Origin of the sequence: Corynebacterium alimapuense, from assembly GCF_003716585.1 — a bacterium.
GTDB lineage: Bacteria > Actinomycetota > Actinomycetes > Mycobacteriales > Mycobacteriaceae > Corynebacterium > Corynebacterium alimapuense.
Genome location: NZ_PTJO01000005.1, coordinates 300,039 through 321,225 on the forward strand (window position 1 = coordinate 300,039; position 21,187 = coordinate 321,225).

Below are 21,187 nucleotides of genomic sequence, written 5' to 3' on the forward strand. Positions count from 1 at the left end.
TCACGGAGTCAGTGCAATTTTACACTTGGTGCAAACGTGCACTCGGTGTACTCTTTCCTCTCGTGAGTAATGAGACACCGTTAAGAGAGCTAAAAAGGCAAAAAACTCGGAGGCAGATTGAGGACTCCGCGACACTTTTAGTCTGTGAACATGGCTTTGAGAACGTCACCGTCGAAGACATCTGTAAAGACGCAGAGATCAGCCGGAGAACCTTCTTCAACTATATGGATTGCAAGGATGAAGCCATCCTGGGAATCCCCCAAATGACTATCTCCGAAGACCGGCGAGCCATCTTTATAGACACCCCCAGCGACAACTTGGTCCGGCTAGCGCTCGAGCTCATGCTGGACACGCTCAATGCCGCTGAAAACGAAGACATCGAGCACGGCGCAGACGAAGAGTTCCTAGCGACACTGCGCAACCGACGCCGAGAAATACTCAGTGCCGAGCCTTCAGCAGCATTGATGTCACTCAATCGCTTCCGCGAGCAGGCAAAAATGCTCCACCAGCTCATCGTCGATCACCTCACTGCTCACCCAGGTGATCGCAAACTACCGGATCATTCCATCCCAGTGGAAGCCAGCATCATCAACGGCCTCATCCGTGAATCGGTCTGGCTTCATCTGACTCACACTGCTCACACCCGCCCCTCCGACCGATCCCGACTCCTGCCGGAGGCCGGAGAAACTATCACCACTCTCGCTAAGGAACTGACATGGTAACGACGACTCCCCAGGAGGTGACTAAGACCGCTCCACCGCGCGTCGGCCTCATCTTCGCAGCACTGATCACCACGATGCTCATGAGCTCGCTGGGCCAGATGATCTTCTCCACCGCTCTGCCGACCATTGTCGGCGAACTCGGCGGAGTCTCCCACATGAGCTGGGTTATCTCTGCCTTCCTGGTGACCATGACCATCGCAATGCCGATTTTCGGCAAGCTCGGCGACCTAGTCGGGCGCAAGCCGCTCTACCTATTCGGCATCGCCGTCTTTATTCTGGGATCTGCTCTGGGCGGTTACGCCCAGTCCATCGAGGTTCTCATCATCGCGCGCGCTATCCAGGGATTCGGTGGCGGCGGTATGATGGTCACCTCACAGGCCATCGTCGCAGAAGTTATTCCCGCCCGTCAGCGCGGTAAATTCATGGGCATCATGGGTTCCGTATTTGGCCTGAGTTCGGTACTCGGCCCAGTCCTTGGCGGTTGGTTCACCGATGGACCCGGCTGGCGCTGGGGACTATGGATCAACCTTCCTCTAGGCATCGTCGCTTTCTTGGTCTCCCTAACTGTCCTGAACCTGCGGACCGGCTCGACCAAGGTCAGCCAATTCGACTGGCTAGGCACCACGCTCATGTCAGTGACCACCTTCTCGCTGATCCTGCTCTCTACCTGGGGTGGCACCCAATACGAGTGGGGAGATCCGATCATCTTGTCGCTCATGGCCATCACGGTCTTGGGTGCGATTGCCTTCGTGACCACCGAGCTCAAGGCCAAGGACCCGCTCATCCCCATGTCGCTGTTTAAAAACCGCAACATGGCACTGACCACGGCTGCCGGCACTGTCTTGGGCCTGGCGATGATGGGAGCACTGGGCTATCTCCCGACCTACCTGCAGATGGTCCATGCATTGACTCCCACCAACGCTGGTCTGATGATGATCCCCATGATGATCGGCATGATCGGAACCTCAACCACCGTTGGTTTCATCATCTCGAAATCTGGTCGCTACAAGGTCTACCCAATCGTCGGTATGACAGTGGTAGCGCTAGCTCTATTCCTGCTTTCCAATGTGCAGGTGGAGACCTCACTGACTCAGCTAGGAATGCTGCTATTCCTCTTCGGCTTCGGCCTCGGCCTCGTCATGCAGGTGTTGGTGCTCATCGTCCAGAATTCCTTCCCCGTAACGATGGTCGGTACCGCAACCGCCTCAAACAACTTCTTCCGACAGATCGGTTCGACCTTGGGTGCCTCCCTGGTCGGTTCCATGTTCATCCATAACCTGCAGGACAATCTTGAGATCAACCTGCCTGCAGCGTTCGCCCAAATGGGTGAACAAGGAGCAGCCCTGGCAGAAAGCTTCAGCGCCGGCGGCGACGGGCTCAACTCATTGACCCCCTCAGCTGTTCTCGAGCTACCCGGACCGGTCTATGACGCCGTGCTCTTGAGCTACAACGATGGACTGACACCAGTGTTCTTACTCATGGTGCCACTAGCGATCATCGCCGCGCTCCTGTTGCTGCCCATCCGTGAAGAAAAGCTCAAAGAGACTGTGGATTAATCCACGCTTCACAAAACTGCCCCCACCTGCATGAGGAATCTGTTGTTGCAATTTAGCCAACAGATCTTTTCGCAGGTGGGTTAGCTGTAGTTGGCCGTGACAGTTCTCGTGATGGCATCGAGACAGACAACTCCCCCATGCGGAATAATCCACTGTGGCCGCGTGTGACCAAACGGAATCCCGGCACAGATAACAGCGTCTGGGTTGTACGCGTTTACCTGCTCAATGATCGTCTCGTACTGATCTTGTCTTAGTCGTGCGCGTTCAGCGGTCTCCGGAACCGGTTGCCCCAATGCACTCACGGGTGGACGGGCTACCAATACCCCTGCGGCGGCAGCCAGGATTCCTCGTTCGCCTAAGGCTCTGACCCATCCTTTGACTTGGGCTGCTGAGTTAAGCTCCTCGCTGGTCTCAAAGAGCACGATCGATCCTTCGAGATCACTGATCGTCGGCATTCGGCCAGCTATCGCAATCTGGTCAATAACATCGAGACAACCGCCCCACGTTCTGGCTTCCACCACCGTTTGCGGCCCAGCCCACCTCCAAGGTTCAGTTTCCTCGCGAACACCGAAGTGCGTCAACGCCCGAGGATCAGTCCATTCGATACCAAAGTCCTCCGACTCGCCAGGCTCTGTCAGCCCGATAGTTCCGCCGTCAATGAGTGCAGCACGAAGCGATGACAAGTGCACCTCGTCCACATAGGGCCCTGAACCAAGATGGACTTGAGTAGAACCGCCGTAGTAGCTATTAATACCCAAGCTCCACAGGAAGTTGTGCAAGTTAGTGTTATCGCTATAACCCACAAATGGCTTGGGATTAGCCGCAATGACCTCGGCATCAAGGTGACTAATGACAGTGACCTGGTCGTTGCCACCAATCGTCGCAAGTATGGCCCCGATAGCAGGATCAGCAAAGGCATTCACAATATCAACCGCTCGCGCTTGAGCACTTGCCCCCAGTTCTCGCGTGGTTGGATACTCAACGGGAATCAACCCGGTGGTCTCAGTCAACCGCTTCATCGCCTGCTCATGAACCGCTTCTGACATCGCTGGAGCAGCCACTGCCGGGGACAGAACTGCAACTCGATCACCCGCACGAAGCTTCCTGCTGGCCACCCATTTTTGTGAATTCATCTGGGAATCAAACCATAAAACAGTCTCCGTTATGGCCTGCCATGTCTCGTGCCGAGATCTCAGCAGCACATTGCGATAGGAGCGAGAATCTGCGAAGGCTACCTGATTCCAATCAGATCATAGTGACAGCAGCAGGATCTGTGCACACACTTTCTGCCGCTGTCAGTCCTATCACTGTCAGCTCTGCTACCGAAGTCTCTTCAGTATCAGAGGACGCCAAGACCGGTGAGTGCCTTGATCATGAACCAGGTACCAAAGACGGCACCCAAAATGATCATGATGATCCGGTTGTTGGCACTAAGCCAAGTGGTCATGCGCTCTAGCAGGACATCGGAGCGCTTGGGCATGAGCGTTGCGATGGCGAGAACACTGATATGGGCAATTTCAGATACCACTACAAAGATCAAGAACACTCCGGCTGCTGCTGCAAGGCTGAGCTGAGCATCCGAGATCGCGCTGATGCCGGAGAGGGTGAAAACCCAGAACTTCGCACCAATAATGAGCAATCCAGCGCCGATCAAGAACGCCTTTTTAGGAGTCATCGACGAGACTGCCGACATCCACTTCGGCGGCGGGGCATCCTCATCTTCATGCGTGAGTAGCTGCTTCGCACCAGTGACAAAAAACAGCAATGCCACCACCAGCAACAGCACTGAAGAAACAACTCCAGGGCCGTCGTTGCCGGACTCGGTCTGCGTACTAGCGGTAAAAACTAAACCAAAAAGCACACCTTGAGCAAGGCGAACCGAGGTCATTCCGCCCACCCACGCCATGGCAGTACGAATCCCACCTGGCGTCTTCAGCAGCAAGATCGTGATAATAATCTGGATCGGCACGATGGCGCTGCCGATCATCAACGGCAATAGGGTGGTCCACATATCTAACATTTTTAGCACTTAGCCTATCGGTTTGATGGAAATATTATTGCGCTCGAGTTCATCTAAGTATTCCATTACAGCTTCGAAGGTCTCCGGCAGATACATCCGGAGCACCATGTTCCAGCCCGTAACCGTACTCATATTATTGGGCATCCCTGGAGCATTGAAATGAAACGTGTAAGTGCCATCGTCGTTCGCGCTAGCCGTGCGATGGTTGAGAGCATAATCCTCGGTGGCAATGAATGCATCAGGCCCATAAGTTGTCACCGAGAAGAAACCACCTTCGTCATACCTCAGTGGTGGAAGTTTCACGGTAATGGCAGACGGTTCTAAAGCTGCGGCAGTCGCTGGCGGGACAATTTTGGGATAATAGATGGCATGCTCTTTTGGCAGCCCAGCCCATCCTCCTGCAGAAGCAATCAGGAACGGCCCTGGCTTGACCGTCTCTGCAGTTCCAAAAGCCTCCCAGGTATCTACTGTCGAAGAAAGCAGCAGTAGTTCCATGCGGGTCGCGGCCAGTGATTCCGGATCAAAGCCTTTGGATACATAAGGCTTTGCCGAAGATGCTCGTACCACATAGGCATCTTGGTGACGGTGAGCATCATAGAATCCGGCGCCGTTTTCCGGTCGAACTTCGGTGCGAATGTTCAACCACACGTGATGTCCTCGTGTGACCATATCTGGGGTGATTGTCAGAGATTCACCCGGATATAGGTGCGCAAATGAATACTGATTTTCATCAATAACTTGGATAATCGAGTACCGATCCCAGGCTGGGTTAGCAAGGTATGCGCCTTCTGAGACATCGACAACGGCGTGGCTATAAAGGCAGTCTTTATTCTCGCGGATCACCACTTGGCTCTCAACCGTAGAAAATCCACGTGAATGGCGAATCGTGTTGACTGGATGCTCCTGCAAGTGATTGCGGAAGTAGTGATCCGTCTCAGCTACCGTAAAATTAGAACGATCTACCTTGATAGCCATAAAGTGCCTTCCAATGAGGTTTCTGGATAATATAAATCAGCAATATCTAGCAATCTGGCACAGGCTGTGTCTTAGCCGCTAAATTAGCTCAGTTAACGCTCGCTAGGTGATAGGAAATACTACCCCCCTGATGCTAGTTCAGCAGTGCGCTGAACTAGCAGTTAGACACAGATACACAAATAAAGGCCCAGTAGGGACACTGATCAGTGTCGCTACCGGGCCGGTTGATTATCTTGAAGTGATCATTTTCCATCTGGTACAGCCCTGGTAAGGCGTGCCAGCTGAGAAGTTCTAGTCCAGCTGCTCGTCTGGTTTCGGCAGCAGCTTTTCGTAGATATCGGTATCGCGCCAATGACCAGCCATCTCACCGTAAGTCATTTTGGCGAGGTGGTGATAGGTACCCACTTTCTCGAATCCACGAGATTTATGTAGAGCTGCCGAACCTTGATTTTCGGGGAATACCCACGCGTGGATGCCCCATTTGCCCAACCGCTGGCACGTCTCGATCAGGTGGTCGAGCAATGCGCCGGCGACTCCACGCCCACGGGAATCCGGGTGGGTGTAGATGGAGTTTTCAACCACGCCGTGAAAGACCGAACGCGAGGAAATCGGAGCTGCTGCCACCCAACCCAAAATTTTCTCTGGGTCGTCCTTCTCAACCGCTACATACACCGACTCAAGAATCTTCGAGTTGACAAACTTCTTCCAAGTAGGTGCCTCCGTTTCATAGGTAGCATGCCCGGAGCCTAAGCCCATTTCATAGATTTCACGTACCTGTCCGTAGTCGGTAGAACGGATCGGACGCAACGTGAAGGTCGCTTCTGCCATGCCGGTTATTCTCCCCCACCTTTAGCCCCGCTCGCAAACCCAAGAGCAGAAATAGTCCCTAGCTATTGTCTTCTAACAACTCCGTGACCAGCTCAGCGATAGCTGATCGCTCAGAGCGTTCCAAAGTGATGTGCGCGAATAGTCGATGCCCTTTGAGCTTTTCGATGACCGCCTGTACCCCATCATGGCGACCAACCCTCAGGTTGTCGCGCTGGGCAATATCATGGGTAAGCACCACCCTGGAGCCTCGTCCTAGACGAGAAAGCACCGTCAACAAAACATTGCGCTCTAGGGACTGAGCTTCATCAACAATGACGAAGCAATCATGCAAACTGCGCCCCCGGATATGGGTCAATGGCAAGACTTCAATCAGTTCCCGTTCTTGGATCTCGGCCATAACATTTTCCGATACCAACCCCTCCAGCGTGTCGAATACCGCTTGGGACCAAGGGTTCATCTTCTCGCTTTCCGAGCCTGGTAAAAATCCCAGTTCCTGTCCACCGACTGCGTAGAGCGGACGGAAGACAATAATTCGCCGGTGTTCGTTGCGTTCTAGTACCGCCTCCAGCCCAGCGCACAGCGCCAGCGCTGACTTGCCGGTGCCCGCACGACCGCCGATAGAGATGATTCCCACCTCGCGATCTGCCAATAGATCAAGCCCGACTCTTTGCTCGGCGGATCTGCCCTGCAAACCAAAGGCCTGAGCGTCACCGCGAACCAACTGCACCCCACCATCTGGGCTCACCCGCCCTAGTGCGGACTGAGTGGAGCTAATCAGCTTCATCCCGCAGTGCACCGGCAGCTCAGCCACGTAGTCACCGGTGTCAGTCACGACACTGTCATCGAGCTCTACTGAGCCCTCGCGGTAGAGCGTGTCAATGGTGGCTGAATCGGTATGCACGAGCGCCATTCCGGAATAGCCGGTGAGGATGACATCCTGGGCGTGGTATTCATCAGCAGAGATGCCCACTGCTCCAGCTTTGACCCGCAGCGGCACATCCTTGGTGACCAACGTGGTGTCATGGCCTTCGCGCTGTAGATTCAAAGCGCAGGCCAAGATGCGATGGTCGCCTTCAGTGCCCCGGAAAGCAGCCGGGAGGATTGATTGATCCTGGTGGTTGAGCTCAACGCGGAGGGTGCCGCCCTCGACGTTGGCAGGTACCGGCTGGTCCAGCCCTTCATAGGTCTGACGCAGATCCTCGAGCAACCGCAATGCTTGGCGTGCGAACCAACCTAATTCCGGGTGGTGGCGTTTAGCTTCTAGTTCAGTAATGACCACCACGGGAAGCACCACCGCATGTTCGGCAAATTTTCGCAGCGCCCAAGGGTCCGACAACAGCACAGAAGTGTCGAGGACGTAGGTACGAATGCTGGTATCGCTGCGTTGATCTACTTCACGGTTGGGCAGGTAGTCGGTGGATGAGTCGAACATGCTGGTTGCTCCCCATACCAGCAGTGACCGGGTACCCGAGTCACCGCTGCGGCTGCTCAGCGATCCTAGTAGGCGCGCACCGCCAGCGCCGGTACCAACTTCCAGCGGACGCGAGCCAGGCAGCGGGGTGGTCTTCTAGTGCCGCCCGGTTGCCCACAGACTAGCGTTTCCAAGTGGAAATTACCTGCGTGGAAGATGAACACTAGATGTTCTCCCCCACCGGAGCGGCCCCAGATTAAAAACCAATCTAGCGTGATCGCCTTCTAGGTTGAGAGCCACGCTTTCCACCGGAGCCCTTCTTGCTGCCTGGTTTAGCGCCGTGCTCAGCCGCTTTTTCTGCCCGTCGTTGCTGCTTAGCCAGTGCCTTTTCTCGGGCGGATCGCTTCGGTGCGACCTGCCGAGAAGAATTGGCGGTCCTGCCCTTGGCTATCCCGACAAAATCCTGAATTGCTGCGCTATCGTCTTCCTGATGCCAGACCAGTGCGATCTGGGTGCGCCCGGCATTATCAGCCCGAAAGTCGCGATGCGCGATCTGTTTTCGGGACAGGACTTTGATCAATGGTCGTGGGGCAATGAGCACGCCAACATTGGCGGCGACCACCTGTAACCCGGCGCGCACGGCTTCTACATCGACAAATTCACCGGCAGGCATCCGGTAGTTGATGATTTCTTCGGCGATGTCGTCCTCGCCCAGCGTCTCTAGGAGGGTGAGTTCATGGTCTTTGGGCAGCGCTACTCCCAGCGATTCTTCGTAGAGCTCCACCACATGGAAGCGCTCATCTACGCGCTCATCGGGCAGGCGGACAAGCGCTAGGGAGCAGCGATCGTCGATAAGCGCGGACAGCGGATCATCCGAGTTTTCGGCGAGCAATTTCCCGTGCCGAGTGCGCTCTTGGAAGCGAGCAAACCACTTTCCGGGCTCGGTCCCAGTGGCGAAACTAAAAGACAACATGGAGGTGATGATACCGTTGGCCCTGTGAATGAAGATTCTGCACGTCAGCCGTCCGGTACCGCGATGAAGCCGCAGACCGCGGCAAAGAAGCTGGGTATCTACTTGCCCGCCACCCCGGATCAGTTCCAGACCAACGCCGTCACCCATGTCGAGCTCAAGCAATTGCTAGAGAATCCGCCAGAGTGGCTCAATGAGCTTCGTCGCACCGGCCCGCACCCGCGCCCGGTCGTGGCACAAAAGCTCGGCATTACTATCACTGCGCTCAAGCGCAATGAGCTCGATCAGCCGCTGACCACCGAGGAGATCAAGGCCTTGTTGGCTGATCAACCGGAGTGGCTGCGCGCTGCTCGTACGGCTTTGGCCGAGGGGCGCGACAATGTCGCTGAGGAGACTGCCCCCGAGGCCTAATCCAGGCCACCGTTAACCAGCTAAAGGCACCTGAGTGAGTAATTCTCGCTCAGGTGCCTTTATTTTTGCAGCTGCTAGGAATATCTAGCTTGCTGATAGCCGTTCAAGCGACTCACCAACTATGGCGCAAGCTCTCCCCGTCATCAAAGGTCAGTTCCACTGATACCTCTGGGGCGAGTGAGATTCGTACGTCGAGGCGGTGCTCATTTTCGGTCACCGCATAGTGCAGTGTCTCGTTGGTCTTTTCTAAGGCCTCTACTCGGGCTCTGGTCAGCCAGCCGTGCCGGCGGCGCATCCCGATCAATTCGCGGTGCAGGTCATGCATCCACCCGCCTTGTTCGGCGAGCTGATTGGGGTATTCCGGCAGCGCTGGGCGCAGCGGGTCATCGGTAGCAAAGCCTTCGGCTTTGGCACCTCGGAAGGCTTGTTCATCGCCGTAGTAGATGCTGGGCACACCAGGCAGGGTAAGCAAAATCGTAGCGGCCACTGCAGCACCGGCATCCCCGACGACGCTGGCGATGCGGTCGACGTCGTGGTTTCCCACGAAGGTCTGCATATGACCACCTGCGATAAATTCATCATGCCGGCCGATCGCATGCGCTAATTCCCAGAAGTTGACCTCCTTGATCGAGGACCAGATCGCCTTCCACAGCTCATATTGGGTGACGGTATCCAGGTGTCCATCGTTGATCAGCCCAAGGTAGTCACCGTGGATGATTTCGCCGAGGAATAGTACGTTCGGGTAGTTCTGACGCACCCGATCGGTCACAGCTGCCCAGAAGGCGACGGGTACGGCATAGGCCACATCTAGACGCCAGCCAGCGATGCCACGAGCCAACCAATATTCCATCACTTCAGCCACTAAGTCCACAGTCCGAGGATCGGAATGATCAAGCTCAACTAAGTCGCCGTGTCCTTCCCAACCCACGGGTTGGCCGGCATCGTCGCGTTTAATGGGGCCGTTGTCCGCGACCATCGGGTGATTGATGCTGACGTGGTTGAACACGCCGTCGAGAAGCAGGTTAATGCCGCGGTCACGGCAGGCATCAGCGAGAGCCAGGAAATCTTCCTCATCGCCTAATCGCGGGTCGATGCGGAAATAATCGAGGGTGTCATAGCCATGGGAATCCGAGGAAAAGATCGGCGCGAGCAGCAACGTATCGCAGCCAAGCTCCACGGCGTAGTCCAGCCAGTTAATCAAGCGCGGCAGGCGATGCGCCTGCGCACCCTCGGTACCCTGCCAATCACGAATCGGGGCGCCAGTGGCGCCGAGTGGGTAGACGTGCCAGATAACTGCATGGTCCAAAATGGTCACGATTCCTCCTATTGAGTGTCTATCAATAACTGGTTACTGACTCTAGTTCAATAGCGGCTAGGATTGTCAACCGTGAGTACTCGCAAGCGCCTAAGCACTACCGAACGCCGAGCCGTCATCTTGGAGGCCGCTCGGTCACATTTTTCTGCCGCCGCCTATCCAGAGGTCTCCGTCGCGGCGATCGCGAAAGATTCCGGAAGCTCACAAGCTCTAGTCTTCCACTACTTCGCATCCAAGGCGGGGCTTCAGGCCACCGTCGTCAGCGAATCGCTGGCTCAACTCCGCCAGGCTCAGCTGTTGGCTGACTCTGCGCTTAGTCCGGGCACTTCCGCCCGCGACCGGATAAGAACACTCCTGCTCACCCATCTGGAGCACCTCGCAGCAGATCCCAACCTCATTCCGCGCACCGGCGAGCCCGCCACCACCCATCAGATCCGCGACCAGGCTCGATCCGACTTGGTCGACTGGCTCAGCGAACTATTGGCGGTGACAGACTTCTCCCGCCATACCTGGGCGCTCTGGGGCTGGGCAGGCTTTCTCGAGCTAGTCGCCCGCCGCTGGGCGGAAGCAGGGTGCCCAGCAGATGAGCGTTTCCCGCTTATCGACGCCGCCCTTGGCGCCCTAGAAGGCGCCCTCGGCGATTGGTCGACCACCCCACAGTGGCCTCAAGCTTGATTCCCCCAGTCATGCTCACGCGACGATCATTGCTCCGAGAGCTAAATACAGCCACTCAATAGAGCGTTGGCATAAGAGCTCAACACCACGACGCTAACCACGCTGAGCACCATGAGCTGGATGGTCGCGGCAGCGGCAGGAAGCAGCCCGCATTGACCAATCGCAGGAGAGACCAAATGCGGAATCCGCTCCGGACCCGCGGCGGGAAGCGGGCCCGCAACCATCCCTGAAACACCTGTTGGCAATACCCGTTCACCAAGGATGAGCAGTGCGCGCACCAGTGCGGTAGTGCCCACCTTGGATCGTGCCTGATCATCGGCGGCAATCTCTAGATATGCGGGAATACCTGCGGCGGCTTCTCGGATGAAAGGAACCCAGCGCAATTGCGCAGCGATACTAGCAACCAGGTCAGCGATCAGATGGTGACGCTGTCGAAGATGGGCTTCCTCATGTTCCAAGACTGCTATCAATTCTTGTTTGTCTAGCCGCTCGCAGGCCCCAGTCGATAAAACAATGCCACCCTGGCCGCGGGAAAAGCTCAACGCCCACGTTGCCTCATCTGTGGCCAGCGCTACCTGATAACCGTGGATCCACTGCCGAGAGCTCCCCGCTAGTACCACCCCTGCGAGCTCCCGAGAACGCCGAAGCCGAGAAAAATACTGTGCAGCCACCCCAGCAGTACCCAATGCTCCTGCAATTATCGGAAGCAGAAGGAAAGTCACCGAGGGGATCCCCGTCTCCACTGTGGTCAACGTGAAGGGGTTAGCTGCCGCCACACATTGCTGGCACACCTGGGCCGCGCCCATCGGCAACACATCTGGACCAGTAACCACCCAGGCAAATGCGAGAACTACCGCTACTATCGCAGCTGGCCAGATCAAGACTCCCCCAAAGAGCAACGCAATGGCCAACCGAGGAAACCTAGCTAATACTGGCGCTCCTTTGCGCAGCGGAAGATGCCCAAACCAGCCGACGGCAAGCATTAAGACGCCAGCCAAGAGCACCCCTAGCGCCGCAGTCCCATTCATTGCTGCTGTTCCTGATCATGCAGATACTGCCGAAGTAGCTCGCGATCTTGATCTTCCATGTTGTCCACAAAATGCAGGATCGAGGCTTCTCGATTGCGGCTAGCGCTTAAAGCCTGGTCCATGAGCTCGGCGGTGTAATGTTCACGACTCATCTTGGCTGCGTGCCGGGCAAAGCGTCCATCCTTGATGACCACCACCATGCCTTTGCCTGCCAAGTGACGAAGGACCGTCGCGATCGTCGTATAGGCCGGGTTTCCAGGAAGGTAGTCAATAATCTCCCGAATCATCAGATCACCGTGGTCCCAGAGCAGGTGCATGACCTGCTGTTCTAAGGAACCTAGCGCGGGAATCTGCGAAGAGGCATTCACTGATTATCCCCCTGATTAGCAGCAGATACCGGGCACGAGACTTGTCCGCGCAACCGGAGATAGAGAGCGACGCTGACCAAAGCCAAACCCAGCAACGCCAAATAGGGTTGGACGGGGGCAAACCACGTCAGCGCGCCGGAATAACCCAGCGCCAACAGTGCCAGTTTGTTGCAGACCGGGCAGCCTACCGCGAACCAGGTGAGCACTCCCCCAGCCATCCCCATCCGGCTGGAGGCAACCGCGCCTGCTTCCGGATCGGCGTGATCACCACTTTCTTGCCCTGTGGCTGATTTCCCACCACTGACATAGGTGGCAATCAGCATGCCGGAAAACCCGGAGGTCAGCAGCCAGACCGGATAGTTCCACCACACGGGGGGAATATCCCGGCTAAACACTGGGTTGGGGATGAGGACACTCGAGAGACCAATCAGAGCAGCCACCGCTAAAGAAGCCACGACCGCGACGAGAACATGCCGGGGAGTCCATGCAGACAACGCCGTGAGAATGTCTCGACTCCGACTATTAGGGCGCCGCAGAGCCAGGGCCGTTGATTGTTCCATGTGCCAAGAGTGCCATAGATCGACTATCGAGCATAGTCGACTATGCAAAGTAGTCGACTATGTGCGATAGTCAGCTAAAAGTTCTGTCACCGAACAGCCTCACACGAGGCCACGGAGGAAAGCACATGGCCACAGGATCAAACTCGCGTTCTACCCAACGCAACAAATGGTTGGTCCCGGCGATCATCATTGCCGTAGCGGTGCTGCTCATCGGCATGGTGCTAGCCATGAATGGCGATTCTGACACGGTGGACTCTGCATCAGAACAGAGCACCAGCGAAGCTCAGACCGCTGGAGTAGTCCCCGGACAAGCCACCACCGAGGCTGCGCAACCAGACCTCACGGTGGTAGAGGGCAGAGATGAGTTAGATCCAGAGGCAGTGGGGTCAGTCGATGCTCCCGTGGGCTTGGTGGTCTTTTCTGACTACCAGTGCCACTACTGTGCTTTATGGAGCGCTGACACCCTGCCAGCCATGCTCGAGCACGTAGAAGATGGCAACCTGCGCATCGAATGGCGAAATCTAGCCCTCTTTGGAGATGCTTCGGATCGTGCGGCGCGAGCTTCTTATGCAGCGGGCCTCCAAGGAAGTTTCTTGGAATACCATGAGGCACTATTTTCCAATGGTGAAACTCGATCAGAACAGCAGCTCAGCGATGAGTCTTTGACCACGCTTGCCGGTGAACTGGGGCTCGACACTCAACAATTTGGCACTGATTTTAACTCCCCTGAGACCGCGACCGCAGTGGCTAGTGGTGTCCAGCAGGGTATCGATCTAGGTGTCTACTCCACGCCAGCCTTCATTCTGGGCGGGCAGCCGATCATGGGAGCACAGCCCACCGAGGTATTCGAAAATGCCTTTGAACTCGCACTAGGTGAGCAGGAATAACAATGGACATCGGTCTACTGACCGCCTTTCTAGGCGGCATATTGGCGCTATTGAGCCCGTGTGCTGCATTGCTTCTGCCCGCATTCTTTGCTTCTTCGGTCGGCGCTGGCCCTCGATTACTGCTGCACGGTCTGGTTTTCTACGCTGGCCTTCTGGTCTTGTTAGTCCCCTTGGGCCTGGGCGCTGGGTTCTTAGGCGAGCTCTTTGTTACCCAACGTCAAACCATCATCGTGGTGTCTTCGATCGTGTTGATATTGCTTGGTATCGCACAGATTTTTGGCCTTGGATTCGATACTTCCAAGATGCTGCCCGGCCAAGATAACTTGCAGTCACGCGCCTCAGTATCGACCGGGCTGGGCAAGAGCTTCTTGCTCGGAATGACCAGTAGCGTCGCCGGTTTCTGTGCCGGGCCCATCCTCGGGGCAGTGCTAACTTTGGCAGCCACTAGCGGCAGCCTCATAGCCTCAGTGTTGATCCTCAGCGCCTACGGTGCCGGCATGGTGTTGCCCTTGATCGCCATCGCCGCGCTCTGGTCCAAACTGGGACAACGCGGTCAGCGTGCGCTGCGCGGTAGGGAATTTCACTTCCTCGGACGAGCGTGGCACAGCACCTCGGTCATCAGTGGTTTACTCATCACCGCAGTCGGCATCATCTTCTGGATGACCAACGGCCTCGTGGGAGTTCCAGAATTAGTCCCCGCCGAGACTCAGTCCTGGCTGCAAGATTCTGCTTCGCTACTAGGCAGCCCGATCTTCGATATCTTGGCTATTCTCGCCCTGGCCGCAGTGGCTCTCTATGCCTGGAATAAGCGGCAACGTAGGCAACAAGAGTGGGAACAAGAATCAGAAACTAGCCCTGCTCATAGCGGCTGGGTGATCACTCCTACCCAGGTTGCTAGCCAACGCCACTCGGCCACCGACGAGCAGCCCTAGAATCTGCTGCGTGAAATTAACGCCGCCCGATCAAGTCATTGACCTGGGTGGTGGAATACGGGCAGCGGAAAGTGGCAGGTTGCCACCGGGTGCCTTCTGCGCCAATCCAACCAGTCACGGGGGTCCAGCCATGAAGTGCGCTGCCAACCCACACGGGCAATCCCCCAGAAAGTTCCTCGACGCTGATCGGCCGCGATCCGGTGTCGTTGAGTACCTCACGAGTCGCCGCTACTGTCACTGAAGGCAGTTGATCCGAATGCTCTGGGAACATCAACCGGTCGTCTTCCCACCACGCGATTGCCGCGTGCGCAGCCTCGACAACACGGCCATCGGAACCATAAAGCAGGGCGTCATCGGCGCCGAGCCCCTGAGCGCTCAATCGCAGCTGCGCCAATACTGCTAGATCCGGGCCTTTGGTCTTCGGTCTGCTCCGCGGATCACATTGCTCAGGGATGTGCAGCACAGTCTGGTGGCGAAGCTCTGGTGCCGGGCGCAGCCGGAGAAAAAGCTGCCCGCCGTGGGCCTCTGCCCGGGGAAACCACCGTCCGTGTTCTGGGCATGCCTGATAGGCAGCATCCAAAAACTCCTCGGTATCAATCCCTGGCAGGCTCGCAGCAAAGCGATGACGGTGGTGTGCCCATCCGGCCACCACACCATGCGATACCAACCAGGAATCAATCACCTCCGGAGCCGATTCCGGTTCGATCGACGAGACCAAATCTCGGCCCTCCCAGCGAAGTATCATCCCGGGTAGTCCTGTCCGAGCAAGCGCAGCAGCGGCGCTGATTTAGTGATGATCTCTTCGTACTCGCCTACCGGATCAGACAGCGCGATCACTGCCCCGCCGACGCCATAGGAAATACCAGCGTCATCTGCGACGATGCTGCGAATAACCATCGATAGATCCATCCCACCATCTAGGGAAAAATAGCCCAGCGCACCAGAGTAGACACCCCGCGGGCCTTGCTCTAGACGATCGATGATCTCCATAGTTCGAACTTTTGGCGCCCCCGTCATCGAACCTCCTGGGAAACTAGCTTGGACCGCGTCCACGGCCCCGGCGCCTTCTGCCAACCGGCAGGTAACGGTGCTGACCAACTGGTGAACGGTGGCGTAGCTTTCTACCTGAAAGAGCTCTTGCGCACGCATAGTTCCCGGCGCGGCAACGTGCGTTAAATCATTGCGTACCAAATCGACAATCATCAGATTCTCTGCTCGGTCTTTCTCATCCACTGCCAGGCTGGCGCGCAATCGTGCATCCTCGCCAGGGTCATTGGAGCGAGGTCGAGTGCCTTTGATCGGCCTAGATTCCACCATCCCGGCCCGATCAATGGCCAAAAATCTCTCTGGAGAACTTGAGAGCACGCTCAACCCGCCAATACGCAGCAGTGCTCCGAATGGCGTCGGGTTGGCCGCCCGCAACGCAGCATAGGCGGCTTCGATGTCGAGGTGACCGGCAGCGCGAAGCTGGTTAGTCAAGCACACTTCATAAGTTTCTCCGGCCCTAATTTCGCCCAGGCAGGCTTCCACCAGCTCCAGATATTGTGCTTGATTGTGCCGGGGTATAAGCGTTGAGACCTCACCTAGCGGCCGCTTATCGACGCCGCCCTGAGCCAACCCTGCGATCTGAGTTGCGGTATCCCGACACCAAGCCCGTTGTGCTTGATCATGTTCAGAGCCGATGAGTGCAATCAGATGGGTGCGGTGTCGCAGGTGGTCGATGACCACTGCGCGATCAGCAAAGATCATGGCCAGGTCTGGCTGATCGGAGCGATGGGTGGTGCTGCCACCACATTCGCCCTTGAGCTCGTAGCCCAACCAACCCACCCAGCCCAGTCCAAAGCCGGCTTCATAGTCCCCTGGGTCGAGCGTGTTGTTGGCCAGATCGGTGGCCAATTGCTCCAATAAAGACTCCCCCACTTGACCGATCCAGACTCTGGCCAAGGGCCCGCTGGCATCCCCAAGATAGCTAAACCTGCCGTTGTCCCGATCCGGTGAAGTCGAGTCCAACCAGAAGCTCTCGGCGGAACCGGCAAATAACTCAGCATGAATAGCCGCTGCGTCAACCTCGGTATCAAGGGTTTCTTGGTGCAGCTGCCAGCGGGTGCGGTGGTTGAGATTCCACTGCGCGGCCAGCGCGAGGAAATTCTCAATCATCTGGTGGCCGAATTGTCCGCCAATTGATTCCGGATGGAACTGCACGCCCCACTGCGGAAGCTCTCGGTGCGAAAGCCCCATGATCAGACCGTCTTCGGTGCGGGCGCAGACCTCGAGGGCGGCGGCTGGCTCGGAGACGAGCAAAGAGTGATAGCGCACGACGTCGATACGCTCAGGCAAACTGGCAAATACCCCGGTGCGATCGTGCACCACAGTTGATACCCGGCCATGCACCGGCTCCGGCGCGCGCGTGATGGTTCCACCGTGGGCGTAGGCGATGGCTTGATGTCCCAAACAAACTCCCAAGACGGGTACGCGCGATTGACGGAGAACATCAAGGCAGATGCCGATGTCGCGCGGGTGCTCGGGGCGCCCTGGTCCGGGTGAGATGATCACGGCGTCGAAAAGCGAGACTCGCTCAGGGTCCCACCCAGGTTCGTCATTGCGGATGACGGTGGGCAGGACACCGGTGACGTCTTCGACATAGGAGGCGAGGTTCCAGGTAAAGGAATCGACGTTATCGATAATCAGCGTGCGCACGCTCGCCAGCGTATCCCGACGGCTTGCTCGTTCGGAACTTTTTAGCGCATCCGCCTCATGGCTTTAGCTCAAGGAAAACTAATGCGGCCGCCTGGGAACCTTCAAGGTCTCAGGCGGCCGCATTGATGCTGCTGTAAGGAAAGGAGCTCTTAGTTGAGCTTCCACTCCTCCAGGCCGTCGTAGAGCGGGTACCGCTCGGTCAGCTTGGCCACACGGCCGCGCAGAGCCTCGATGTCGGCGTTGGCACCAGTGGCCAAAGCGGTACCGATGATGTCGGCGACCTCAGTGAAGGCCTGGGCATCGAAGCCACGGGTAGCCAGTGCCGGGGTGCCAATCCGCAGACCGGAGGTGACCATCGGCGGGCGGGGATCATTCGGGACGGCGTTACGGTTAACCGTGATGCCGACCTCATGGAGCAGATCCTCGGCCTGCTGGCCGTCCATCTCGGAGTTGCGCAGATCAGCGAGCACCAGGTGGACGTCGGTGCCTCCGGTGAGCACATCAACGCCAGCTGCTTGGCAATCCTTGGCCATCAGGCGCTCAGCGAGGATCTGTGCGCCCTCGATGGTGCGAGCTTGGCGCTCACGGAAGTCTTCGGTGCCAGCGACCTTCAAGGCCACTGCCTTGGCAGCGATGACATGCATTAAGGGGCCGCCCTGCTGGCCGGGGAAGACTGCGGAGTTGAGCTTTTTAGCCCACTCCTGCTTCGCCAGGATCAAGCCGGAACGCGGGCCGCCGAGCGTCTTATGCACGGTGGTGGAGACAACATCCGAGTACGGCACCGGGGAGGGGTGCAGACCGGCGGCAACCAAGCCGGCGAAATGCGCCATGTCGGTCCACAGCAGGGCCCCGACCTCATCAGCGATGGAACGGAAGGCAGCGAAGTCGATGGTGCGCGAGTATGCAGACCAACCAGCGATGAGCACCTTCGGGCGCTCGATCAGGGCCTGCTCACGCAGACGGTCCATATCGATGCGCATGGTTTCCGGATCAACCTCATAGGCAGCAACTTCGTAGAGCTTGCCGGAGAAGTTGAGCTTCATGCCGTGGGTCAGGTGACCACCATGAGCCAGGGACAGGCCCATGATCTTGTCGCCCGGGCTAGCCAGAGCATGCAGGACAGCGGCGTTGGCCTGGGCACCGGAGTGCGGCTGAACGTTGGCGTACTCAGCGCCAAAGAGCTCCTTGGCACGGTTGCGAGCGAGATCCTCGATGACATCGGCGTTCTCGCAGCCACCGTAGTAGCGGCGCCCCGGGTAGCCCTCCGCATACTTGTTGGTAAATACCGAACCCTGTGCCTGCAGCACAGCGCGCGGTACGAAGTTTTCGGAAGCGATCATCTCAAGGGTGTCTCGCTGACGGTGCACCTCACCGTTGATGGCGGCAGCCACCTCCGGGTCGAGCACGGACAGTTCCTGGTAACGCAGATCATCGGATGCGTAAGTCATTGGCGGGTCAGCTAGCCTTTCGGAAGTATTCACGGCATTCGCCTGTGGAGCTTACCTTCCTCTTTGCCAACCGCACCCCTGAACCCTCAGCTGGTATGTGCCTGGTGCCACAATAGGACTATGGCTCGCCCCAAGGACAGCACCCCTTACGTGGATTTCGATCGTTCATCTTGGCGCGCTCTGCGCAATTCAATGCCTCAGGTTCTCCACGAAGACGAGCTCGCTCAGCTGCGCGGAATCGGTGTCAACATTGATCTCGGCGAAGTCGCAGAAGTCTATCTGCCCCTCTCACGATTGATCCACTTGCAGGTTGCTGCACGTCAGAAGCTTATCGCCGCTACCGAAACCTTCTTAGGCAGCTCTTCTGGGCATGTTCCCTTCATCATCGGCGTTGCCGGTTCCGTGGCAGTAGGAAAATCCACCACGGCCCGATTGCTCCAAGCGCTGCTCCAAGGATGGGAATCTCATCCTCATGTCGATCTGGTGACTACCGACGGATTCCTACTACCCGCGGTAGAGCTCAACGCCCGCGGATTGATGAATCGAAAGGGCTTTCCCGAGTCCTACGACCAACGATCCCTGTTGAGATTTGTCACCGAGGTCAAATCTGGCAGCCCCCACGTTGATGCCCCAGTTTATTCCCATCGACTCTACGACCGAGTGCTCGATGAAGTTCAGACTATCTCCCAGCCGGACATCCTCATTCTCGAAGGGTTGAATGTCCTGCAGACCGGACCGACGCTGATGGTCTCAGATCTATTCGACTTCTCCGTCTATGTCGATGCCCGCACCGCCGATATCGAGCAGTGGTACATCGACCGATTCTTAGAGCTGCGCAGAACGGCTTTTAGGGAACCCGGCGCCCATTTCGGCCACTACGCCGACCTAGGAGAAACAGAAACCCGCGCAGCAGCTCGGGAGATCTGGCAGTCGATCAACCTGCCCAATCTGGTGGAAAATATTCTGCCCACTCGAGTGCGAGCATCATTGGTGCTGCGCAAAGGTGCCGATCATTTAGTTGAACAGGTTCGGATGCGCAAGATTTAACCCCTAGTTGCCGACAGTGCCCAGTCCACGACTGGGTCCAACTCCGCTAGATCCACTCGGTCAATGTCTCGGTCATAGTCAGCGATCATGGCGTGTTCATTGGCTGATTTGTTTGGCTTGAGCCGCAAAGAACCCACGATCGCGCGCATAATATTGCGGTGTTTGCCACTGAGCGTTGAATAGTTCAGTCGGCCTGGCAAATAAAACCTAGTCACTGTGGCCGCTTTGCGTCCCAATAATGAGGCGCAACGATCTTTCGACCGAGCTTCCTCAGCCAAAGTCATACCCACCGCACATACTGCAACTGGCCGGTCACCGAGGTCGTTGTGTTTTAAAAAGTCGGCGGCGGCCATCGAAGGCCCATGCACGGGAGATAACAAAATAAGTGGATCTGTACCACCGATCTCACACTGCGAGGCATCAGCGGGAATCTCCTGCGCGGTGGTGCCCAGACGCTGGGCTAATGCGCGAGCATAATCTCCGGTGGACCCATAAAAGGACTGATAGAAAATCGTGGCGGGCACTGTGGTGGTCTCCTTAAAAGCACCTAAAGACTTCAAGAGTCTCTTGCTATTTACCAAACCTGCGGCTTCGCCCGGAATATTCGCGCAAGGCGCGCAAAAAATCGACCCGGCGAAATGCTGGCCAATAGGTATCAGTGAACCAAATCTCCGAATAGGCAGCCTGCCAGAGCAAGAACCCCGAGAGCCGCTGTTCTCCCGAGGTCCGGATTACTAGATCTGGATCAGGCTGGCCGGAGGTGTAGAGATAGGTGGAAAGCGAATCTACCGTGATCTTCTCCGCGATCTCTTCCACTGCGGTGCCAGCCGCTGCTTCTTCGACAATCAGCGCCCGCATGGCATCGACGATTTCTTGGCGGCCGCCGTATCCCACCGCGATATTGACTGTCACTCCGTCGCAATCTTTCGTCGGCGCAGCCGCAGCTCGCAAACGATCGGCGAAGTGGTCCGGCAAAAGATCCAAATGTCCTACTAGACGAACAGCGCAGTTGTATTCATTGGTTGCTAGCTCATCAACAAGATCACCGATAATCTCGAACAAGTCTTGGAGCTCATGGTCCTCGCGCCGAAGGTTTTCCGTTGACAACAAATACACCGTGACGATCTCGACATCAGTGTCCGCACACCAATTGACCATTTCACTGATCTTCCGTGCACCCGCGAGATGACCCAAACTGATATCGGTGTGCCCGGCCTGTTTGGCCCATCGACGGTTGCCATCAGCCATGATGGCGACATGCTTGGGCTGCCGCGCGCCTTTAAGCTCGCGGAGCAACCGAGCTTCGTACAGAGGATAAAGCAGGCGGGACAGCATCA

The 21,187-nt window shown here is 57.0% G+C and carries 22 protein-coding genes; 7 read left to right on the forward strand and 15 right to left on the reverse strand.

What is annotated here, in order from left to right:
• Positions 1 to 62: 62 nt before the first annotated feature.
• Both C5L39_RS08435 and C5L39_RS08440 read left to right on the forward strand, forming a co-directional pair.
• The gene (locus tag C5L39_RS08435; protein ID WP_165858017.1) at positions 63 to 722 is read left to right on the forward strand and encodes a TetR/AcrR family transcriptional regulator; all 660 of its coding nucleotides are present in this window, start codon (positions 63 to 65) and stop codon (positions 720 to 722) included.
• Positions 716 to 2,278: an MDR family MFS transporter gene (locus C5L39_RS08440; RefSeq protein WP_123048445.1), complete on the forward strand. Its 1,563-nt coding sequence runs from the start codon at positions 716 to 718 to the stop codon at positions 2,276 to 2,278. Before C5L39_RS08435 ends, C5L39_RS08440 begins: the two co-directional genes overlap by 7 nt.
• 80 nt (positions 2,279 to 2,358) lie before the next feature.
• Here C5L39_RS08440 and C5L39_RS08445 read toward each other — a convergent pair whose 3' ends face one another.
• The 6 genes from C5L39_RS08445 to C5L39_RS08470 form a co-directional block, all read right to left on the reverse strand.
• A complete protein-coding gene (locus C5L39_RS08445; protein WP_123048446.1) occupies positions 2,359 to 3,411 on the reverse strand; it encodes a S66 family peptidase in 1,053 nt (350 codons plus the stop codon).
• A 206-nt stretch (positions 3,412 to 3,617) separates the two neighbouring features.
• Entirely contained in the window at positions 3,618 to 4,289 is a 672-nt protein-coding gene (locus C5L39_RS08450) for a GAP family protein (RefSeq protein WP_165858018.1), read from the reverse strand.
• An 18-nt stretch (positions 4,290 to 4,307) separates the two neighbouring features.
• Positions 4,308 to 5,273 (reverse strand): DUF1254 domain-containing protein, encoded by a 966-nt coding sequence (locus tag C5L39_RS08455; RefSeq protein WP_123048448.1) that lies wholly within the window; start codon positions 5,271 to 5,273, stop codon positions 4,308 to 4,310.
• 291 nt (positions 5,274 to 5,564) lie between these two features.
• Positions 5,565 to 6,101 carry a GNAT family N-acetyltransferase gene (locus C5L39_RS08460; protein WP_197714734.1) on the reverse strand — a complete coding sequence of 179 codons (537 nt, stop codon included), beginning with the start codon at positions 6,099 to 6,101 and terminating at the stop codon, positions 5,565 to 5,567.
• Positions 6,102 to 6,159: 58 nt separating this feature from the next.
• Entirely contained in the window at positions 6,160 to 7,533 is a 1,374-nt protein-coding gene (phoH2, locus tag C5L39_RS08465; RefSeq protein ID WP_123048450.1) for an RNA 5'-3' helicase PhoH2, read from the reverse strand.
• Positions 7,534 to 7,780: 247 nt separating this feature from the next.
• A complete protein-coding gene (locus C5L39_RS08470) occupies positions 7,781 to 8,485 on the reverse strand; it encodes a LysR family transcriptional regulator substrate-binding protein (protein ID WP_123048451.1) in 705 nt (234 codons plus the stop codon).
• A gap of 63 nt (positions 8,486 to 8,548) precedes the next feature.
• On the opposite strand from C5L39_RS08470, the gene C5L39_RS08475 reads away from it, so the two are divergent.
• Complete coding sequence (locus C5L39_RS08475) at positions 8,549 to 8,893, forward strand: DUF5997 family protein (RefSeq protein WP_123048618.1); 345 nt, start codon at positions 8,549 to 8,551, stop codon at positions 8,891 to 8,893.
• A 112-nt stretch (positions 8,894 to 9,005) separates the two neighbouring features.
• Here the strand turns inward: C5L39_RS08475 and C5L39_RS08480 are convergent, their stop codons facing one another.
• Positions 9,006 to 10,208: an alpha-amylase family glycosyl hydrolase gene (locus C5L39_RS08480; protein WP_123048452.1), complete on the reverse strand. Its 1,203-nt coding sequence runs from the start codon at positions 10,206 to 10,208 to the stop codon at positions 9,006 to 9,008.
• A gap of 72 nt (positions 10,209 to 10,280) precedes the next feature.
• Here C5L39_RS08480 and C5L39_RS08485 point away from each other — a divergent pair, with 72 nt between their 5' ends.
• The gene (locus tag C5L39_RS08485; protein ID WP_245974944.1) at positions 10,281 to 10,883 is read left to right on the forward strand and encodes a TetR/AcrR family transcriptional regulator; all 603 of its coding nucleotides are present in this window, start codon (positions 10,281 to 10,283) and stop codon (positions 10,881 to 10,883) included.
• A 41-nt stretch (positions 10,884 to 10,924) separates the two neighbouring features.
• Here the strand turns inward: C5L39_RS08485 and C5L39_RS08490 are convergent, their stop codons facing one another.
• From C5L39_RS08490 to C5L39_RS08500, 3 genes are read right to left on the reverse strand one after another with little or no spacing between them, the layout of a single operon-like run.
• Positions 10,925 to 11,911: a M56 family metallopeptidase gene (locus C5L39_RS08490; protein WP_123048454.1), complete on the reverse strand. Its 987-nt coding sequence runs from the start codon at positions 11,909 to 11,911 to the stop codon at positions 10,925 to 10,927.
• The gene (locus tag C5L39_RS08495; RefSeq protein WP_281270228.1) at positions 11,908 to 12,279 is read right to left on the reverse strand and encodes a BlaI/MecI/CopY family transcriptional regulator; all 372 of its coding nucleotides are present in this window, start codon (positions 12,277 to 12,279) and stop codon (positions 11,908 to 11,910) included. Before C5L39_RS08495 ends, C5L39_RS08490 begins: the two co-directional genes overlap by 4 nt.
• Positions 12,276 to 12,839 (reverse strand): hypothetical protein, encoded by a 564-nt coding sequence (locus C5L39_RS08500; protein ID WP_123048455.1) that lies wholly within the window; start codon positions 12,837 to 12,839, stop codon positions 12,276 to 12,278. The genes C5L39_RS08495 and C5L39_RS08500 overlap by 4 nt, the downstream gene beginning before the upstream one ends.
• Before the next feature lie 125 nt (positions 12,840 to 12,964).
• Between C5L39_RS08500 and C5L39_RS08505 the strand changes: the two genes are divergently transcribed.
• Both C5L39_RS08505 and C5L39_RS08510 read left to right on the forward strand, forming a co-directional pair.
• On the forward strand, positions 12,965 to 13,726 hold the full coding sequence (locus C5L39_RS08505) for a DsbA family protein (RefSeq protein WP_123048456.1): 762 nt from the start codon (positions 12,965 to 12,967) through the stop codon (positions 13,724 to 13,726).
• Positions 13,727 to 13,728: 2 nt separating this feature from the next.
• Positions 13,729 to 14,658 carry a cytochrome c biogenesis CcdA family protein gene (locus tag C5L39_RS08510; RefSeq protein WP_123048457.1) on the forward strand — a complete coding sequence of 310 codons (930 nt, stop codon included), beginning with the start codon at positions 13,729 to 13,731 and terminating at the stop codon, positions 14,656 to 14,658.
• Positions 14,659 to 14,674: 16 nt separating this feature from the next.
• Here the strand turns inward: C5L39_RS08510 and C5L39_RS08515 are convergent, their stop codons facing one another.
• From C5L39_RS08515 to glyA, 3 genes are all read right to left on the reverse strand, one after another.
• Positions 14,675 to 15,403: an aminotransferase class IV gene (locus C5L39_RS08515; RefSeq protein ID WP_123048458.1), complete on the reverse strand. Its 729-nt coding sequence runs from the start codon at positions 15,401 to 15,403 to the stop codon at positions 14,675 to 14,677.
• Positions 15,400 to 17,355, reverse strand: a complete 1,956-nt coding sequence (pabB, locus tag C5L39_RS08520) for an aminodeoxychorismate synthase component I (protein WP_123048459.1) — start codon at positions 17,353 to 17,355, stop codon at positions 15,400 to 15,402. The genes C5L39_RS08515 and pabB overlap by 4 nt, the downstream gene beginning before the upstream one ends.
• 149 nt (positions 17,356 to 17,504) lie before the next feature.
• On the reverse strand, positions 17,505 to 18,803 hold the full coding sequence (gene glyA, locus C5L39_RS08525) for a serine hydroxymethyltransferase (protein WP_123048620.1): 1,299 nt from the start codon (positions 18,801 to 18,803) through the stop codon (positions 17,505 to 17,507).
• Positions 18,804 to 18,923: 120 nt separating this feature from the next.
• On the opposite strand from glyA, the gene coaA reads away from it, so the two are divergent.
• Positions 18,924 to 19,850 carry a type I pantothenate kinase gene (coaA, locus tag C5L39_RS08530; protein WP_123048460.1) on the forward strand — a complete coding sequence of 309 codons (927 nt, stop codon included), beginning with the start codon at positions 18,924 to 18,926 and terminating at the stop codon, positions 19,848 to 19,850.
• Here the strand turns inward: coaA and C5L39_RS08535 are convergent.
• Together C5L39_RS08535 and C5L39_RS08540 are read right to left on the reverse strand one after the other, a co-directional pair.
• Positions 19,847 to 20,374: a flavodoxin domain-containing protein gene (locus C5L39_RS08535; protein ID WP_123048461.1), complete on the reverse strand. Its 528-nt coding sequence runs from the start codon at positions 20,372 to 20,374 to the stop codon at positions 19,847 to 19,849. The genes coaA and C5L39_RS08535 overlap by 4 nt on opposite strands.
• Before the next feature lie 46 nt (positions 20,375 to 20,420).
• Positions 20,421 to 21,185 (reverse strand): isoprenyl transferase, encoded by a 765-nt coding sequence (locus C5L39_RS08540; RefSeq protein WP_123048462.1) that lies wholly within the window; start codon positions 21,183 to 21,185, stop codon positions 20,421 to 20,423.
• Positions 21,186 to 21,187: the final 2 nt, after the last annotated feature.

Excerpts from the sequence above, each read along its gene's own strand:
- C5L39_RS08475 (WP_123048618.1), top strand. The coding sequence starts at position 8,549 with ATGAAGCCGCAGACCGCGGCAAAGAAGCTGGGTATCTACTTGCCCGCC.
- C5L39_RS08455 (WP_123048448.1), bottom strand. The coding sequence starts at position 5,273 with ATGGCTATCAAGGTAGATCGTTCTAATTTTACGGTAGCTGAGACGGAT.
- glyA (WP_123048620.1), bottom strand. The coding sequence starts at position 18,803 with ATGACTTACGCATCCGATGATCTGCGTTACCAGGAACTGTCCGTGCTC.
- C5L39_RS08445 (WP_123048446.1), bottom strand. The coding sequence starts at position 3,411 with ATGAATTCACAAAAATGGGTGGCCAGCAGGAAGCTTCGTGCGGGTGAT.
- C5L39_RS08500 (WP_123048455.1), bottom strand. The coding sequence starts at position 12,839 with ATGGAACAATCAACGGCCCTGGCTCTGCGGCGCCCTAATAGTCGGAGT.
- C5L39_RS08505 (WP_123048456.1), top strand. The coding sequence starts at position 12,965 with ATGGCCACAGGATCAAACTCGCGTTCTACCCAACGCAACAAATGGTTG.
- C5L39_RS08450 (WP_165858018.1), bottom strand. The coding sequence starts at position 4,289 with ATGTGGACCACCCTATTGCCGTTGATGATCGGCAGCGCCATCGTGCCG.
- coaA (WP_123048460.1), top strand. The coding sequence starts at position 18,924 with ATGGCTCGCCCCAAGGACAGCACCCCTTACGTGGATTTCGATCGTTCA.
- C5L39_RS08460 (WP_197714734.1), bottom strand. The coding sequence starts at position 6,101 with ATGGCAGAAGCGACCTTCACGTTGCGTCCGATCCGTTCTACCGACTAC.
- C5L39_RS08540 (WP_123048462.1), bottom strand. The coding sequence starts at position 21,185 with ATGCTGTCCCGCCTGCTTTATCCTCTGTACGAAGCTCGGTTGCTCCGC.
- C5L39_RS08510 (WP_123048457.1), top strand. The coding sequence starts at position 13,729 with ATGGACATCGGTCTACTGACCGCCTTTCTAGGCGGCATATTGGCGCTA.
- C5L39_RS08470 (WP_123048451.1), bottom strand. The coding sequence starts at position 8,485 with ATGTTGTCTTTTAGTTTCGCCACTGGGACCGAGCCCGGAAAGTGGTTT.
- C5L39_RS08440 (WP_123048445.1), top strand. The coding sequence starts at position 716 with ATGGTAACGACGACTCCCCAGGAGGTGACTAAGACCGCTCCACCGCGC.
- C5L39_RS08490 (WP_123048454.1), bottom strand. The coding sequence starts at position 11,911 with ATGAATGGGACTGCGGCGCTAGGGGTGCTCTTGGCTGGCGTCTTAATG.
- C5L39_RS08515 (WP_123048458.1), bottom strand. The coding sequence starts at position 15,403 with ATGATACTTCGCTGGGAGGGCCGAGATTTGGTCTCGTCGATCGAACCG.
- phoH2 (WP_123048450.1), bottom strand. The coding sequence starts at position 7,533 with ATGTTCGACTCATCCACCGACTACCTGCCCAACCGTGAAGTAGATCAA.